Origin of the sequence: Occallatibacter sp., assembly GCF_049802275.1 — a bacterium.
Taxonomy (GTDB): domain Bacteria; phylum Acidobacteriota; class Terriglobia; order Terriglobales; family Acidobacteriaceae; genus Telmatobacter.
The window spans coordinates 1-16,333 of sequence record NZ_JBARMD010000386.1 but is presented as its reverse complement, the minus strand read 5'-3'; the positions used below and the strand labels follow the sequence as shown (position 1 = coordinate 16,333).

The window sequence follows — 16,333 nt, the reverse complement described above, 5'->3', positions numbered from 1 at the left end:
GATCGCACGTATGGGGCTTTCAATGTTGCCCCGCGCAACGGATTTGAGCTCAACCGAGAAGGGGATTTGATCCTTAGCCTTGGAAACTTCTGGCAAACCAACGACCAGATCAGATTCGGTAGCCATTCCGAGAAATTCGCCTACTATGCCAGCCTCAACGGAACCCGCACTAACTACGGGCTAGCTCCGCCTATCAGCGAGGTGTACCACGACGCTGCCAACGGCTACGGGGGCTTTACGTCATTGATCTATAACCGAACGCCACAGGACCAGTTCCGTGTGGTCGGTCAGCTTCGTGCCGACTATTTTCAGATACCTTATGACCCAGATCCCGACAGCTATCAGAATCAGCTCTACCCCTCGCAAGGTTTAAGGGACGGACAGCACGAGACCGACGGATTGTCCACGGTCACCTGGGCGCATACGTACAGCACCTCGACCATGCTGGAAATCTCGCCGTTTTACCACTACAACAGCTCCAACTATTCGGCTAATCCGAATGATTATCCCGTTGCCACGACGTCGGACAGGGCATCCAATTACGGCGGCGTTCAAGCAGCAGTGAACACCAACATCGCGCGAAATACCGTTCAAGCCGGCATCTACAGTTGGGGTCAGCATGACAGCTATGTGTTCGGCGCCATTTTCAACGACGGCAGCTTTGAGAATTTCCGGACCACCGACTCAGCCAGCGGCGGGCTCATCGAGGAATATGTATCCGACAACTTCAAGGCAACTCCGTGGCTCACCCTCATAGCTGGCCTTCGACAGTCGAACTTCATCTCGAGCATCACCGAAAACCAGATTGATCCCAGAGTTGGAATCGCGCTCGAAATACCAAAGCTTCATTGGGTGCTCCGTGGCTTCTGGGGAAAGTACTATCAGCCTCCGCCACTTCTGACTGCGTCAGGCCCCGTGATTGACTACGCGAACGCGAACAACACAGACTTTGTTCCCCTCAAAGGGGAGCGCGACGAAGAATACCAGTTCGGAGTGCAGATACCGTATAAAGGCTGGCTTCTCGACGCCGATACATTTCAGAACCGAGTTAACAACTTTCTCGACCACTCGAACATCGGGAATTCGAGCATCTATTATCCGGTCACGGTAGATGGAGCGCTAATCCAGGCATGGGAATTGACCCTCCGCTCTCCTCGCATCTGGCGCTTGGGGCAAGCCCATCTTGCCTATTCCAACCAGATTGCCCAACAGCGCGGCAACATCACTGGCGGACTCGTCTGTATTCCCGTTGGATCGCCGGCATGCGACGCGGGATTCGACTATACGCCGGTGGACCACGACCAGCGCAACACTCTGAATGCCGGTTTTAACGCGACTCTTCCGAAACGCATCTACGCTTCGACAAATGTCTACTATGGCTCTGGATTCACAAACGGAGACCAGGATCCACCGTCGCCATACTCAGGAGCCTACCTGCCTGCACATACGACCTTTGATTTGTCCGCCGCAAAGGATATTGGCGAACGAATATCCTTGTCTGCCACTTGTTTGAATGTGACCAATCATCGGGTTCTTCTCGACAACAGCCTCACCTTTGGCGGCTTCCACTTTAACGATCCACGACAGATTTATGGCGAAATGCGCTACCGATTCAAATTCTAGGCGAAGCCAACCTGCGCGGCCTCACAGAATGGGTCCAAGTCGCGCAGCATATCTGGACAAATGCAAGATCGGAACGGAGAAAATCGCGGAATCCGGGAAACCTCCGGTAAGCACTTTGGAGTATCCGCGGTTCGAGGAAGCGTGCGGCCTTCAGGTATCATCGATGCATCTCGTTTCCCGATTCCATGCTGAAAGGTTCAATGCCGTCTCAAGTGAAAACCCCTGTCTCGGAGAGAGAGTCATCCGCCCCCGCGTCGAAAGAACGTGCCCCGTTGCGCATAGCCTTATTTGGATTCGGTACTGTGGGCAGCTCGGTGGCCCGGATCTTGTTGGAATCGAAGCCTGACGGACTCGAACTGACGCACATATACAACCGTAACGTCGCGCGGAAAAAGGCGGATTGGGTTCCGAAAAGCGTGGTGTGGAGCGAAGACTGGGAATCGGTTCTCGCGTCGGATGTGGACGTGATCGTGGAGCTGGTGGGCGGGCTCGATCCGGCGGGCACCTGGGCACGGCGCGCGATTGAAGCGGGCAAGAGCGTGGTTACGGCGAACAAGAAATTGATTGCCTATCACGGGGTAGAACTGGAGCGGCTGGCAGCGGCACGGGGCGGACATTTGAAGTACGGCGCCGCGGTGGCCGGAGGTATTCCAGTGATTCCGGGTCTCGAACAGGGGCTCGCCGGCGACCACATTGCACGTATGCAAGGGATCTTGAACGGCACATGCAATTTCATTCTGAGCAAGATGGAGGCGGGAGCCGAGTACGCGGCGGTGCTAGCCGAGGCGCAGACAAAGGGCTATGCAGAGGCGGATCCGACTGAGGATGTGGGCGGATTTGACGCGCGGTCGAAGCTGGCGATCTTAATGCGGTTGGCGCTGCGCGTTGTGGTGGATCCGGATGAGATTGTGCCGCAACCGATCACCAGCGTGACCGCCGTGGACTTCAGTTATGCGCGGGATTTGAATTGCACGATTCGCCAGGTGGCGCGGGCCGAGGAGCGCGATGGAGCCGTGGCTGCGACGGTCGGGCCGATGCTGGTAGACAGGAATTCGCCGCTGGCGTGGTCACGCGGCACCGAGAACATGGTGATCCTAACAGGACGCTATGGTGGCGACGTGGTGTTTTCAGGACACGGTGCCGGCGGCCATCCGACAGCCGTTGCGGTGGTGAGTGATCTGCTGGCCCTGGCGCATGGGTCGCGCCGCGTGGCGATTCCTTCGGTTCCGGCGAAAATCGGCGCGGAGTTTGAAGTGCCGCACTACATTCGCTTTCTGGTGGTGGATCGGCCGGGGATTGTTTCAGAAATTACCGGGGCGCTTGCCCGCGAGCGGATCAACATCCGGGCTATTGTGCAGAAGCCCGGTTATCCCGCCGAGGCGTTGCCGTTTGTTGTGACGGTGGAACCGTGCAAATCGTCTGCTTTGAAGCGGGCGCTGGCGGAGATCGGCAAGATGGATTGCCTGCTGGAGTCGCCGCTGGATTTGCAGATGCTGGAATAGAGAAGGGGTCAGGTTTCAGGGGGCAGGTTTCACGGGGCAGGTTTCACGGGGCAGGATCAGTTTTGCGGAGGTTACGGGTGATTGACACGATTTATCGGTGTGAGATTTGCGGCGAGGAGAGCGAAAGGCCTGTCCGATGGGTCGTGATTCATTGCAGCGACACTCAGCTTACGGTCTTCAAGTGGGCGAAGGAAGCCGCAGACAAGCCCCATGCGCGCCACTATTGCGGCGAAGCGCATGCGCAGGTATATATCAGCCGGTGGTTTGAGTCCTTCTGCAAATAAGTCGCGATTCAATCAGAGGGCTTGGCGCTCGCCGGGCCGGTAGATTCGCGGACGACAAGTTCAGGCGCCATGACAACTTCTGAAGCGTAGGGTGCCTCGCGATTGGCGATGCGTTCGAGCAGAATCTGCGCTCCGCGCTGGCCCATTTCAAAGAGTGGCTGACGCACCGTGGTGAGAGACGGCGTGGAGTAAGCGGCCGACTGAATGTCATCGAATCCGACGACTGACACGTCTTCAGGAACGTGCAGACCCGCGTCTTTAAGCGCGCGGATGGCGCCAATGGCAGCGATGTCGTTGAAGCAGAAGATTGCGGTGAAGTCGCGCGTCTTTTCAAGCAGGCTCTGCATCGGCTTGTATCCGATTTCGGGCGCCATCGGGTGCTGGCCGGTTTTCATGGACCAACCCACGGAATCGATGCGAATAACGAGGGCGGGGTCGATAGGCAGGCTGATTTCGCCGGCGACTTGCTGGATGCTTTGCCAGCGGTAGTCGGAGTCGGGGATGGCCTTGGGACCGCGCATGAAAGCGATGCGGCGATGACCGAGTTGGTAAAGGTGTACGAGCGCGGTTTCGACTGCCTTGTGGTGATCGAGAACGATGTTGGTGACGTTCTGCACTTCACTGTGAGCGGAGATGGCTACTACAGGAACCGGAACTTCAATCTGGTCGGCAGGAGTGTTCAAAAGCAGGAAGCCATCGACGGCGCGTTCGACGAGCATACGCGGATACTGCTCAATCAATTCGCGTTTCCAGTCGTGGCAGGCGGTGAAATAGAAGTAATGTGCGTTGGTCAGTTCCTGGACGACGCCGCTCATCACACGGGTGAAATAGCCCTCGCTCAAATCGGGTGCGAGAACGCCGACTGACATGGAGCGACTCTGGCGCAGGGATCTGGCGAAGTAGTTCGGCCGGTAGTTGAGGCGTGTTGCCGCCTCGAGCACACGGTTGCGTGTCTCCTGTGGGATCGACTTCGCTGACGGAGAGTTATTGAGAACCAGTGAAACGGTGGTCTGTGACAGCTCCAGGTGTTCAGCAAGTGTTCTTAAGTTGACGTGCCCAGATGGCGTCGCATCTTTACTTCTTGCCATGTGGAAGTTGTAGCACGTTTACGAGAAACAAGAAACAGTCGCTCGCGGCCAATACATCGATTTTCTTGAGGGGTAACCACGGAAAGCATTGTCGTTATTTGATCTGAATCTTGTTGAGTCCTGGCCTGAGCGGCTGAGTAATGCCGTTATAGATGAAGTTGCCGGCAAGGGTAGCTGGAAGAGCAATGGTCGCGGTCAAGCCGGAGCCCTCACGGTGGTACTCGACCCTGATTTCACCAAGGGGATGGGGGAATGTGGCCGTGAGGTGGTCGAGCGGGCCGAGATGCGGTGCTATGCGGACTGTGGCGAAGCCCGGGCTGGCGGGCTCAATGCCGGCAACGAGGGTGAGCATGTCGTAAATGGGGTGTGCGGACCAGGCGTGGGAGTCAGAGCGGGTGTCTCCAGGGATTTCGGGCCAGGTGCTGAAGTGCATGGGCAGAAGTTTGCGCCAAGGGTCGAGCGACTTGAGGTAAGTGTCCGCCATGCCGGCGTGGTCAAGCGCGCGTGCCAGGTAGAAGCGAAAGTAGTAGGAGGCGGAGAGCACGCCGTCTGGCGTGGTGCCTGGTTCGATGGCGAGCATCCGGCGCAGGACGTCCTGCTGACGGTCTTTGGGAATGACGTCATAAAGGACGCCGAGGATATTGGCCTGCTGGCTGAATATCTTCTGGTCGGGATTGTCGGCAAGGAGGCCCCGCGATGGTACCCAGCATTTGGCGGTAAGACCTGTTCGCACTCGCTCGATTTTGGACTGGTAGCGGGTAGCCAGAATCGGGTCGCCGAGATTGCGCTCGAGATCGGCGGCGTCGATGAGCGCGCCTAAATATTGAAGCGTGGTGATGCATGACTCGCCGCGCGCGTCATAGGTCGGGATTGTGCCCGAAGGCACCCAGTCGATGAAACTCCACCAGGGCAGTTCTTCGAGAAGTCCATCGGGAGCCTCGTAATGCGAGAACCATCCGAGCACGTCGCGCTCGCCGGGGAAGTGATCGCGAATGAACTCAGGATCGGGCCGGTACATCCAGTAGTCGTGGAGCATGCCGATCCAGAGCAGGGAGAAGGTCGGGATGTTTTGCGGAAGATTGCTCGGGTAGCGGCTGCGCGTGATGCCTTCGGGAATCCGAGAGTCGTCGAACGCGGTGATGGCCTGGCGAGCGAGTCGGTCGTCGCCGGCTACGGTGTAGGAGATGAGGGCCTGGATGCGCGTGTCGCCGATGTACTGAAGCTGCTCGTAGTAGGGCGTGTCCATGTAGGTTTCATGGGCATCGACGCGTGCAGTGCGCCAGCTTGTTTGCCAGATTTTGTCGAGATCGGGGTCGGCGGATTCGAATTTGGCGCGTTCTTCGAATGGGTATGCGGTGAAGTAAGCCTTTAGTGATTCGAGCGTAAGCGGGTCGGAGCCAGTGGTGATGTCGAGGTCGAGATAGCGCCAGGTGCGCCACCAGAGGGGCATGAAGGTGCGGTGCTGGCCGCCGTCGGGGAGAAAGCTGTCGGTGAGTCCGAGGGCTTGGCGGGGGTGCTCCTTTCCGTCGGCGCCGGTGTAGGTGAGGGCGTCGCGGTCACCTTTGTGTTCTTTATTGTCATAGAGGGCTTCGGAGTAGGTGAGGACGATGCGGGAACCTTTGCCGCCGGAGACGGTAAGTTCGGGGTAGGCGGTGGTGAGGGTTTTGCGGTCGAGGGTGAGGCGAAGATGGCTATTCGCATTCAAGCCGATCGAGTCCTTCGGAAAACCTTCAATCCTTTCCCATACATGGATGAATTCTTTGCTATTGGATTCTCTGTAGATGGTTAGGCCGGAGGGAATTTGAGCGATTTCGGGAATGCCGGTCTCTGTCGGCGTGTATTCCATATTCGGGAGCTCGTCCGGGATCAGCCCCCATGGATTGTCGCCGGTGGTATCGGCGGAGTGGGGGTGATTGACACCTTCGAAGACGCTATCGCGCATTGGCGAGGCGGCTGGGGCCCAGTTTGGACCGGGGGTTTCTGTATTCCAGTTCCAGTCATATTTTGAGGCGTCGATCTCTTCGCCCGGGCCGGAGGCGAAGTAGGTCTTTATCGTTACGGTCGAGCGGTCGAGGGGGCGGTGACCGGATTCCTCTTCGACGAGCCAGCCGTCGGGGGTGCTGATGCCGGTAGAGCCGGTAGCTTCGCTTTCAAGCAGGAAGGCGGTGCGGTCGCTCATCTGGGCGACGGGAGCGTAAATGCCGAAGTTCCAGACCGTCGCGGTGATAAGGTTGTGGCCCGGCTGAAGGTAAGGGGCCAGGTCAAAGCGTTCGTAGCGCCAGTGGTTCAGGTCGCCTCGCGCGGGTCCGTCTCCAACGCGGTGGCCATTGACGAGGAGGATGAAGCGGTTGTCGGCGCTGACCCGAACCATGTAGGCGGCCGGTACGGATGGCAGATCCAACGTGCGGCGGAAATGGAGCACGAGTGGTTCGCGCAAGGGCGCAGTCGGGTGAGTGACCCAGGCAGCCTTCCATTCATGATGAGGTGGATCGACCGGCGGCGTGGTTTGGGAAAAGGCATTGAGTGGCGCGAGCGCGAGGGCGAAGATGAGTGGGATTTGGCGCATAGAGTCAGGCCTAATGGATTCCAGGAGATCAGCTTATAGGAAGCCGGGCGTCTGGAGCAGAACCAGGACGTTCTTTGGGTCGAAGACCAGGATTGGGATCGCCGTTCAATTGGCGGGATCGAAGGAAGAGGATTTTCCGCCAGAAGTGCATTGTATGCGTTTGATTTAGCAGCGCTGTAACCTTCTATTCATCTTTGGCCGGTAGCCTTACGGATGGTGAGCCTACAAGTGCCTGAGATACGCGTGTCTCAACCTCCAACTCCATCTCCTCCAAAAGTTTCGGTCACGGAGCGAACCGCAGAGGCGCCCCGGAACGAGGTCTCTGACGTCCGCAAGTTTCTGATGGCGCGGGGAAATTCGGCTCTTGCGGACCGCGGCTTTCGTGTGTTGATGGTGCTTTGTGCCTTGAGCATTTTCGGCATCGTGGTGCTGATCTTGTCAGAGCTGATGCTGCGCTCAAGCGTGGCTTGGCATAGCTTCGGATTCCGTTTCTTCTTCATGCCTCCGGCGCACGATCCGATTTCGGGACAGACCAGCTACTGGGACCCAGTGAACGGACACTTCAGCGCCCTGCCGTTTATCTACGGCACGCTGGTGTCGTCGCTCCTTTCGCTTGTAATCGCAGTTCCCCTGGCGATCGGACTGGCGATCTTCCTCACGGAGATGTGCCCCAAAATTCTGCGCGGTCCGCTAGCGTTTGTAACGGAATTGCTGGCTGCAATTCCAAGTATTATTTATGGCCTTTGGGCTGTCTTCGTTTTGGTCCCGTTGCTGCGGCAGTATGTGAATCCGCTCCTCGTGAAATATCTCGGGTGGACACGACTATTTGTCGATGACAATCCCACGGGACTGGGCTATGTCGCGGCGGCTGTCATTCTGGCAATCATGATTTTGCCGATTATCTCGTCGTTGACTCGCGAAGTAATGATGGCGGTTCCGCATTCGCAGCGTGAAGCGGTGCTGGCGCTGGGGGCGACGCGGTGGGAGATGATCCGCATGGGCGTGCTGCGCAATGCCCGAATAGGCATCGTGGGCGCTGTGATCCTCGGGCTGGGACGTGCACTGGGCGAGACCATGGCGGTCACCATGGTGATCGGCAATACGCCTGAGATCAGCAAATCGCTGCTGTCCAATGGGAGTTCGATGGCGTCGGTAATCGCGAACGAGTTTAGTGAGGCAGTAAGCGACCTGCATCGCAGCTCGCTGATCGAGATCGGCCTGGCTCTGTTCGTTGTCACAATTATCGTGAATGCCATTGCTCGTCTGCTGGTATGGGCAGTCACGCGCGGCGCACCGGCCAGCGCACACTAAAGAGACGGGGAGTTGGGGATCCGCTCAGGCGACAGGAAATAGATTCAAGGGATAAGCGAGCAGGAGAAAAAGGGATTGGGAACGACGACTTCGAGCTTTCGATCAGGATTCCGAGCAGCGACCGATCGTGCGGTATCCGGGTTAGCGATACTGGCCACGGTGCTGGTGATCGTTCCCCTCATTGCGATTTTTGTTTACTTGTTGATCAAAGGCGCTCGTTCGTTGAACCTGGCGTTCTTCCTGCAGAATCCGGTTCCGGAAGGCGAATCGGGCGGCGGCATGGCGAATGCGATTGTGGGTTCGGCCGTGCTGCTGGGAATTGCGAGTGTGATCGGCGTGCCGATTGGCATTGGTGCTGGAATCTACCTGGCAGAGTTCGGACGCGGCACAAGGCTGGCCACTGCTATCCGGTTCACAGCAGATGTGCTGAACGGGGTTCCGTCGATTGTGATGGGCCTGGCGGCATATTCGCTGATTGTTGTACCGACGGGACATTTTTCGGCATACTCCGGCGGAGTGGCACTGGGAATCATGATGATTCCCACGGTAGCGCGGACGTCGGAAGAGATGCTGCTGATGGTGCCAAACAATATTCGTGAGGCGGCGCTGGGATTGGGGTTGCCAAATTGGCGCTCAGTCCTTTCGATCACCGTGAAGACTGCCTCGCCGGGAATTATCACCGGATGCATGCTGGCATTTGCGCGTGTGGCAGGCGAAACAGCACCGCTGATCTTTACAGCGCTTGGCAATTCATTCTGGAGCACGGATCCGAATCGGCCCATTGAAGCGTTGCCTTTACAGATCTGGGTTTACGCAACCGGTCCGTACGAGGACCAGCATCGGCTCGCCTGGGCGGGAGCTCTAGTGCTGATTGCATTGATTGTAATTGCGGTTTCACTGGTCCGGTATGTGACTAGCCGCGGAGTTCTGAAAGGGGCAAGTTAGGTGGGCGTTGGCATCGAGGTGACCAACCTGAATGCGTGGTATGGAACCAACCACACGCTGCAGGACATCAACCTGAACATTCCGGCCAATCATGCGACTGCGCTGATTGGTCCATCCGGTTGTGGCAAGAGCACGTTTGTGCGCTGCCTGAATCGGATGCACGAGACAAATCCAATCGCGCGCGTAACGGGAACCGTACGCATTGGTGAGATCGACATCTACAGCGATGCCAAGCCGGTGGAGATTCGCCGGCGCGTTGGGATGGTGTTTCAGCGGCCAAATCCATTTCCGACCATGTCGATTTACGACAACGTGGCATCGGGACTGAAACTGAACGGATATTCCAATCGTCGCGCGCTGGATGAGATCGTCGAACGTTCGCTGAAGAACTCAGCGCTGTGGGACGAAGTCAAAGACGATCTGAAGTCGAAGTCAGGCGCGAGCCTTTCCGGCGGACAGCAACAGCGTCTATGCATTGCGCGGGCTCTGGCGGTCGATCCCGAAGTGCTGCTGATGGATGAGCCGGCTTCAGCACTGGACCCCGTATCTACTTCGAAAATAGAAGACCTGATCTTTCAGTTGAAATCGCAGTACACTATCGTGATTGTGACCCACAACATGCAACAGGCGGCCCGCGTGGCCGAGAAGACCGGCTTCTTTCTGAATGGGCGCATGGTGGAGTTCGATTCGACGCACAAGATCTTCACAAACCCCAGCGACAAGCGCACTGAGGATTACATCACGGGCAGGTTCGGATGACACGTATTCGCTTCCAACAGAGCTTGGACCAGTTGAAGGAGAACCTGCTGGTGATGGCCGGCATGGCCGAGCAGGCCATTCAGCGGGCCATTGAGGCGTACCGGGTGCGCGATCTTTCGATCTGCGACCTGGTGAGCCGGAGCGAATTGGCGATCAACCGATTGGAACGCGACATCGACCAGGCGGCGCTGGATCTGCTGGCCATGGAGCAGCCAATGGCCATCGATCTGCGTTTTATCCTGAGCGTGATCAAGATCAATGCCGACCTTGAGCGCGTGGGCGACTCTGCAAAGAGCATCAGCGAACGCGTCCGCAACATGGAGCAGATGGCTGCAGTGCCGGAGCTGCCCGTCGATATCCCGCGGATGGCAACGCTCTCCTCAGAGATGGTACGAAAAAGCTTGCAGTCGTTTATTGAGGCCGATCCCGAACTGGCGCGCGCAGTGCTGACGATGGATGATGCCGTCGATACGATGAATCGCGCGGCATACAAGTCGCTGACGAAGGTGATGGAGGAGCAAAGCCACATTGCTCCGCAGGCCCTGAATGCCCTGATGATCTGCCGCGCGTTGGAACGGGTGGCCGATCATGCGACGAACATCGCCGAGGATGTGATCTTCTGGATTGAAGGCTCCGACGTGCGCCACCATAAAAGCGTGATGGCGCAGAAGAAGGCTGCTGAAGCTGCCGGCTGACCGGCCGCGATCTCGAAGCAACGGTCTCGACCACAATTCCAACTCCGCTGCGTTAGTCTTGAGGGGAAGCGGCGGAGTGCGTAATGGACGCGAACGAGACAACGCGGGGTAACGCTGAGCCTGCGGCGTTGTATTCCGTGCGGTTGCAGGAATTGCGGAGCGCACAGGCGGCCGACCAGGCGCAAGAGCGGCTGCTGGGATACGCAAAGGTGGCGGTAGCCTTTGTAACGATCGCCGCTGCGGTGGTTCTCCTTTACTACATCAAATTCCTTTGGTTGCTACTGGTACCTGCGGTAGCCTTCGCCTTTCTCGCCGTGCTGCATGAGAAGCGGCTTCAGCAGATTCGACTGCGGCATCGGGCGATCGAGTTCTACGAGCGCGGCATTGCGCGCATTGCAGATCGCTGGGCAGGAACGGGCGAGACAGGAGACCGTTTCCTTGACCAGTCGCATCCGTACGCTCGGGATCTGGATCTTTTTGGAAAGGCATCGCTCTTTGAGCTGCTTTGCACGGCGCGCACCCGAGCAGGTGAAGAGAAGTTGGCGGCGTGGCTACTGGCGGCGGCCCCTGTTGAAGACATAGTGGCTCGACACGGCGCCCTCCACGATTTGAGCGGGCGAGTGAAATTGCGTGAGGAACTATTCTGCATTGGCGAGACGGTGCGAGCCGGAGTGCATCCCGATTCGCTGGCGAGATGGGGAGAACGCAAGCCTATTCTCGGAATTGCACGATTACGCATAACAACCACAGCGCTGGGTGCATTGTGGATCGCTGGCATGGCGGCGTGGGGAGTGTGGGGACTGGGCGCGGTGGCACTGGCGATTTCCGCGCTGAATCTTGCCTGGGCACATCGCTTGCACACGCGATGGGATGAAGCTTCGGAGGCGATTGAGGAAGCGACGCATGATCTGGATGTTCTTGCCGGTGTTTTGAGGCTCATCGACCAGGGACAGTTTTCTGCAGCAAAGTTGCGCGAGATTCAAACTCGATTGAAGCACGAGAACTTTGTGCCGTCCGATGCGATTCGCAAGCTGGATCGCATTGTGGGCTACCTGGAGTCGCGCAGAAATCCGGCGATGCGTTTGCTGGATGCGGTGACGTTCTGGAGCGCGCAATGTGTTTTTCTCGCGGAGGGGTGGCAGCAGGAGTTCGGCCCGCACATTCGCAGCTGGCTCGATGCGGTGGGAGAGTTTGAGGCGCTGACGGCGCTGGCGGGTTACGCATTCGAACATCCGGGCGATGTTTTACCGCAGTTTGTTGAAAAGGGACCGCTCTTTGAGGCGGAAGGACTAACCCATCCGCTGCTGAGTGTCAGTAGAGCAATCCGCAATGACGTAAAGCTCGGCGACGGGCTGCAACTCATCGTGCTGAGCGGGCCAAACATGGCGGGGAAGAGCACGTTTATTCGCAGCGTTGGTATCAATGCGGTGCTGGCTCATTGTGGAGCGCCGGTGAGGGCCAGCGCGTTGAGGTTGTCGCCACTGGCTGTGGCGGCCTCGATTTGTGTACTCGATTCTCTGTCGGGCGGAACCTCGCGATTCTACGCAGAAATTCGCAAGCTGAAGGTAGCGGAAGAGCTTTCTGCCGGGCCGGTGCCCGTGCTGTTCCTGATGGATGAATTATTGTCAGGGACCAACTCGCACGATCGGCTGGAGGGAACGAAACTGGTGGTGCGCAGCCTTATGGATCGTGGAGCGATTGGCATCGTGAGCACACACGACCTGGCGCTCGCGGAGATTCCGGCCACGATGGTTGGCCGCGCGGTGAACTGCCACTTTGAGGATAGGCTCGAGGATGGCAAGCTCATCTTCGACTACAAACTCAAGCCGGGCGTAGTCAAGACAAGTAATGCGCTGGAACTGATGCGCTCGATCGGTTTGGGTACCGGGACCCGCTGCTAGATCTCCCACCAATCGAATAGCGACATGCGCGGATAGTAGAGCCCGGCGCGAAGCTGCAGGTCTGACGAGTGCAAATTGCGCAACACTTTGGCGTACATCTCGAGTTGTGGTGCGAAGGTGGTGCGGAATGCCGGTAGCATCGATGCCGGGTCGAGTTTCTCGTCGTGCGCCGTCTTATAGTCGATGATCCAGAGGGCATTGTTGCCGGATTGCAGTGGCTCCGGGCCGGCGCGGAAAAGTCGGTCGACGCGCACCATGCGCAGATTACCGCTAACGATACCTGCCCAGCCGGATTCGCTGAGGGCTTCAGCATGCGGTGAGAGAATCCACTGCCCATGGGCATCCCGCGCGGCATTGATAGCGCAGGCAAATGCCTGGGCAGTTACTTGTTCAGCCGCAGGCAGTGAAAGGCCTGCGGAACGGACCGATGCGGTAATGCGGGGACGGATGGATTCGAGTGCGATCAGTGCGGAATCCCAATCGAGCGTCGTGCGCAGGCGGGCCAGTTCTTCGAGCAGTTTGTGTACGGCATTCCCGAGCGAGCGCGAAATCTGTCCGCCCGCGTGACGCTGATAGGAATTCGCATCCTCAAGGCCGATGACAGATTCCGGCGCGCCGAGGTTCGGACTAGCGAGGCGCGTGTTTTGGAATTCTGGTGGGAGGCGGCGAACGAAGGTTGGCTGCCTCGGTGAAGGCATGATCAGCAGATTGTCGTGCCCTGCCGCGGCAATGGTGTCGACGACTTGTTCATTGGCCGCTCCAGAAGCTTGAGCGATAGCATTCCACTCGGCATTCCACTCTTCGAAGCGCGCGCGAATTTCATCGCCGAAGGCAGGCCATGCCGTTGCCAGCAGACAATTGTGTGGTTCCAATAAGGAGTACGATCCGTCGTCGTCGATTTTGTACGCAGGCTGGGCAAAAAGATGCAGCTCTTCCCGGGCGCGCGTGGCGGCGACGTAGAGAATGCGGCGTGTCTCCTGCGATTCCCGTTCGCGGCGAATCTTGTCGACCCATCGCCTGGCTTTGCCTGGATCGGCTCCTTTCAACTGAACTGGAGCGATGAGGAATTCGGTTAGATCGCCCGATTCATCCGGCTCAGCGATCCCGCGTTCGAGCCACGAGAGCAGGTCCGATTTGCTGCTTCCACCGCGTGCGTGAAGATCGGGCACAATGACGACTTCGAACTCCAGTCCCTTCGACTTGTGAATCGTCATCAGTTGGACGCCGCAGTCGCTGCTTGTGGCGGGATCGGGCAGAGCGAACAGGTCTTCGAGAGCAGCGCCGAGGGCAGCGCCAGTCAGATCCTGCTCGCCTCCCGGCAATTCGTCGAGAAGCTTCCAGAACAGGTCAAGGTTGGCGCGGCCAGTCGCGTCCACGCAGAGGTTACCGCCGAGACTGAGCCAGAGCTGTTGCAGAATGGTGCCGGGAGATGCGGCGGGAAGCTTGTTTCGCAGATGCGCCACGGATGCGAAAGCAGAGAGCACGCGCTGCGAGGCGTTGCGCGATTCGATTGAGAGCAGGTCGAGCCGATCGCGAAGCAATTCCGCAACGGGAGCCATCGGGCCGGATGCATCGTCCGCACCGGCGATGGCATGGAGTTCGGCGAGACTGAGGCCGCGCCACGGCGCGCGCAGAACGCCGAGCCAGGCGGAGCGGTCTTCGCGGTTGAAGAGTGCCCGGCAAAGAGAAGCTGCATCCAGGATTTCAGGACGATCTTTCAGGCTTTCCAGTTCGACTGCGCGCATTGGGATTCCGGCTTCGCGCAGAGCCGCCGCAATGGGAGCCAATGCCTTGCGCGCGCGGCCTAAAACGGCGACGCGGTATTTCCTGCCGGCGCTGCGTGCGGCTTCCATTCGATCGAGATGGCTTTGGATGAGTGTGACAACCTGGCTGATCTGTTTCTTGCGTGCATGCTCGCGCTTGTCTGCGATTTGCTGCCGGACGCGTGCCGAGTCGGGATCGCCTGCGTTCCCGGGTTTTGTTCTCGGTATGAAATCGAGATGAAGCTCAAAGCGCTGTGCCGGGCCTGCGGATGGACCACGCGCGGGTTCCGCTTTGGCGAACTCGATTCCACTTCCGTCAGAAACTGCAAACACTTTCTGGAACGCTTCATTCAAGCGCAGTACAAGTTGAGGATCGGTGCGAAAATTCGCGGTGAGTTGGATGGGATGGAGAGGAAAGGATTCCTCTTCACTGAATTCAAATCCTCTTTCTTTCACGCGGTGAAACAGCTCGGCCTCGGCGTCGCGGAAGAAATAAATGGACTGCATGGGATCGCCGACCACGAAGATGGATCGGCCAGAGCGATCGTCCCAGGCCTTGATGAGAGAGGTGATGAACTCGTGCTGTCGCCGGCTGGTGTCCTGGAATTCGTCGACGAGCAGGTGGCGAATGTCATCGGCAACGGCGAGTGCGGCATCGGATGGCAACTGATCTTCGGCGAGCAGGACGTGCCGGGCGATCTGTGCGACTTCCACGAAGTCAACCGTACCGGATTCCGCGAAGACGGCCTTCAATTCGCCTGCGGCGTGGCGGAGCAGAGTGAAACTGGCGCGAACGATTTGCCAGTCTTCTTCCGTATAGCGGGCGGGCGGTAGTCTTCGGACATACGCAAGAGCCTCTTCCAGCCCGGGCACGGCTGAGAGTTGCTCAATCAGATCTTCGATTCGCAACTTCTCTTCAGTGTGCTCTTTTGGAAAGCCGAGACGAATATTGAATTGCCGGCGGAAGCGATCGTCACCGGTCAGCAGCAGATTTGCCAGGCAGAGATATGCGTTTCGGGCATCTTCAAGCGCGGTGCTATCTTGATGCGGACCATAAGGAAAGTTGGCTAGTTCGGCGAGGTCCCGATGCAAATCGCTTCCGCCGTGAGTGCAAGCAAATTGCGCCAGCTCGATTGCTTCTTCGCCCACTCCGGGAACCTGATTCAGCAGGGGAGTCAGGCTATCCAGTGTGGCGCGCACGGTGTTGGCGAGCGGTCGTTCGAGCCGTTCACGAATTACATTCCAATCCGGTTCCTGGCTCAGAACAAATGTGTGCATCCAGCGATCGCGCTGGCCGAGCATTTTGACTAAGAGGTCCTCCAACTCTTTCCAGCCGTTGTCGCGCCACAGTAGAAGGTCTTTAATTGCCCCGCTCAGAACTGGATGTGTTGGACTGCCAAGCTTCTCCAGTGTGGCGCGCGCAGCGCGGCGATAGAGTTCAGTCGGTCTTTCGCTGATTTGCAGATTGTTGCCGATGCCGGAGTAGATGGGTTCCTGGATGGCAAGGTCGCGACAGAACGAGTCGATCGTCGATATGCGGAGTTGTGAAGCCAGTTCAAGAAGACGCCAGTCGAGCAGCTGTGAATGCTCGAGGGCGCGCACTGCAATTGCCTCCATCGAGAACTCATCTGTATCCAACTCAGTCGCGTGGCGAGCGCTAGCCTTCTCAAGTTCGGCGAAGATGCGGTGCCGCATCTCGGCGGCTGCGGCCTTTGTGAAGGTGATAGCGACAACCTGGCTGGGGTCGTCAACTTCGGCGAGGAGGCGGAGGAATCGGCGGGTGAGAAGATCGGTTTTGCCTGAACCGGCAGGCGCTTGAACGAGGATCGACCGTTGCGGATCGAGTGCGGTGATGCGCTGATCCTGATCGGGGGCAGCGGAAAGCACGAAGCTATT

Annotated in this window: 11 protein-coding genes; 8 read left to right on the top strand and 3 right to left on the bottom strand. The window is 58.1% G+C overall.

Going from position 1 to position 16,333, the window contains the following annotated elements:
• The 3 genes from WA354_RS13620 to WA354_RS13610 all read left to right on the top strand — a co-directional run.
• Window positions 1-1,623: TonB-dependent receptor plug domain-containing protein (locus WA354_RS13620; protein ID WP_472813559.1), on the top strand; the 1,623-nt coding region annotated here is incomplete at its 5' end.
• Window positions 1,624-1,808: 185 nt separating this feature from the next.
• On the top strand, window positions 1,809-3,125 hold the full coding sequence (locus tag WA354_RS13615; protein ID WP_472813558.1) for a homoserine dehydrogenase: 1,317 nt from the start codon (window positions 1,809-1,811) through the stop codon (window positions 3,123-3,125).
• A 77-nt stretch (window positions 3,126-3,202) separates the two neighbouring features.
• Complete coding sequence (locus tag WA354_RS13610; RefSeq protein ID WP_472813557.1) at window positions 3,203-3,409, top strand: hypothetical protein; 207 nt, start codon at window positions 3,203-3,205, stop codon at window positions 3,407-3,409.
• An 8-nt stretch (window positions 3,410-3,417) separates the two neighbouring features.
• Here WA354_RS13610 and WA354_RS13605 read toward each other — a convergent pair whose 3' ends face one another.
• Window positions 3,418-4,497 carry a LacI family DNA-binding transcriptional regulator gene (locus WA354_RS13605; RefSeq protein WP_472813556.1) on the bottom strand — a complete coding sequence of 360 codons (1,080 nt, stop codon included), beginning with the start codon at window positions 4,495-4,497 and terminating at the stop codon, window positions 3,418-3,420.
• Window positions 4,498-4,591: 94 nt separating this feature from the next.
• Window positions 4,592-7,063: an alpha-L-rhamnosidase-related protein gene (locus WA354_RS13600; RefSeq protein ID WP_472813555.1), complete on the bottom strand. Its 2,472-nt coding sequence runs from the start codon at window positions 7,061-7,063 to the stop codon at window positions 4,592-4,594.
• Between the two features lie 342 nt (window positions 7,064-7,405).
• Here WA354_RS13600 and pstC point away from each other — a divergent pair, with 342 nt between their 5' ends.
• From pstC to WA354_RS13575, 5 genes are all read left to right on the top strand, one after another.
• A complete protein-coding gene (pstC, locus tag WA354_RS13595; RefSeq protein WP_472813554.1) occupies window positions 7,406-8,374 on the top strand; it encodes a phosphate ABC transporter permease subunit PstC in 969 nt (322 codons plus the stop codon).
• Window positions 8,375-8,449: 75 nt separating this feature from the next.
• Window positions 8,450-9,319 (top strand): phosphate ABC transporter permease PstA, encoded by an 870-nt coding sequence (pstA, locus tag WA354_RS13590; protein WP_472813553.1) that lies wholly within the window; start codon window positions 8,450-8,452, stop codon window positions 9,317-9,319.
• Complete coding sequence (gene pstB / locus WA354_RS13585; RefSeq protein WP_472810138.1) at window positions 9,320-10,078, top strand: phosphate ABC transporter ATP-binding protein PstB; 759 nt, start codon at window positions 9,320-9,322, stop codon at window positions 10,076-10,078.
• The gene (gene phoU, locus WA354_RS13580; RefSeq protein WP_472813552.1) at window positions 10,075-10,773 is read left to right on the top strand and encodes a phosphate signaling complex protein PhoU; all 699 of its coding nucleotides are present in this window, start codon (window positions 10,075-10,077) and stop codon (window positions 10,771-10,773) included. Before pstB ends, phoU begins: the two co-directional genes overlap by 4 nt.
• Window positions 10,774-10,856: 83 nt before the next feature.
• Window positions 10,857-12,674 (top strand): MutS-related protein, encoded by a 1,818-nt coding sequence (locus WA354_RS13575; protein ID WP_472813551.1) that lies wholly within the window; start codon window positions 10,857-10,859, stop codon window positions 12,672-12,674.
• Here the strand turns inward: WA354_RS13575 and WA354_RS13570 are convergent.
• Window positions 12,671-16,333, bottom strand: a 3,663-nt coding sequence (locus WA354_RS13570) for a UvrD-helicase domain-containing protein (RefSeq protein ID WP_472813550.1), incomplete at its 5' end; no start/stop codon positions are given. The genes WA354_RS13575 and WA354_RS13570 overlap by 4 nt on opposite strands.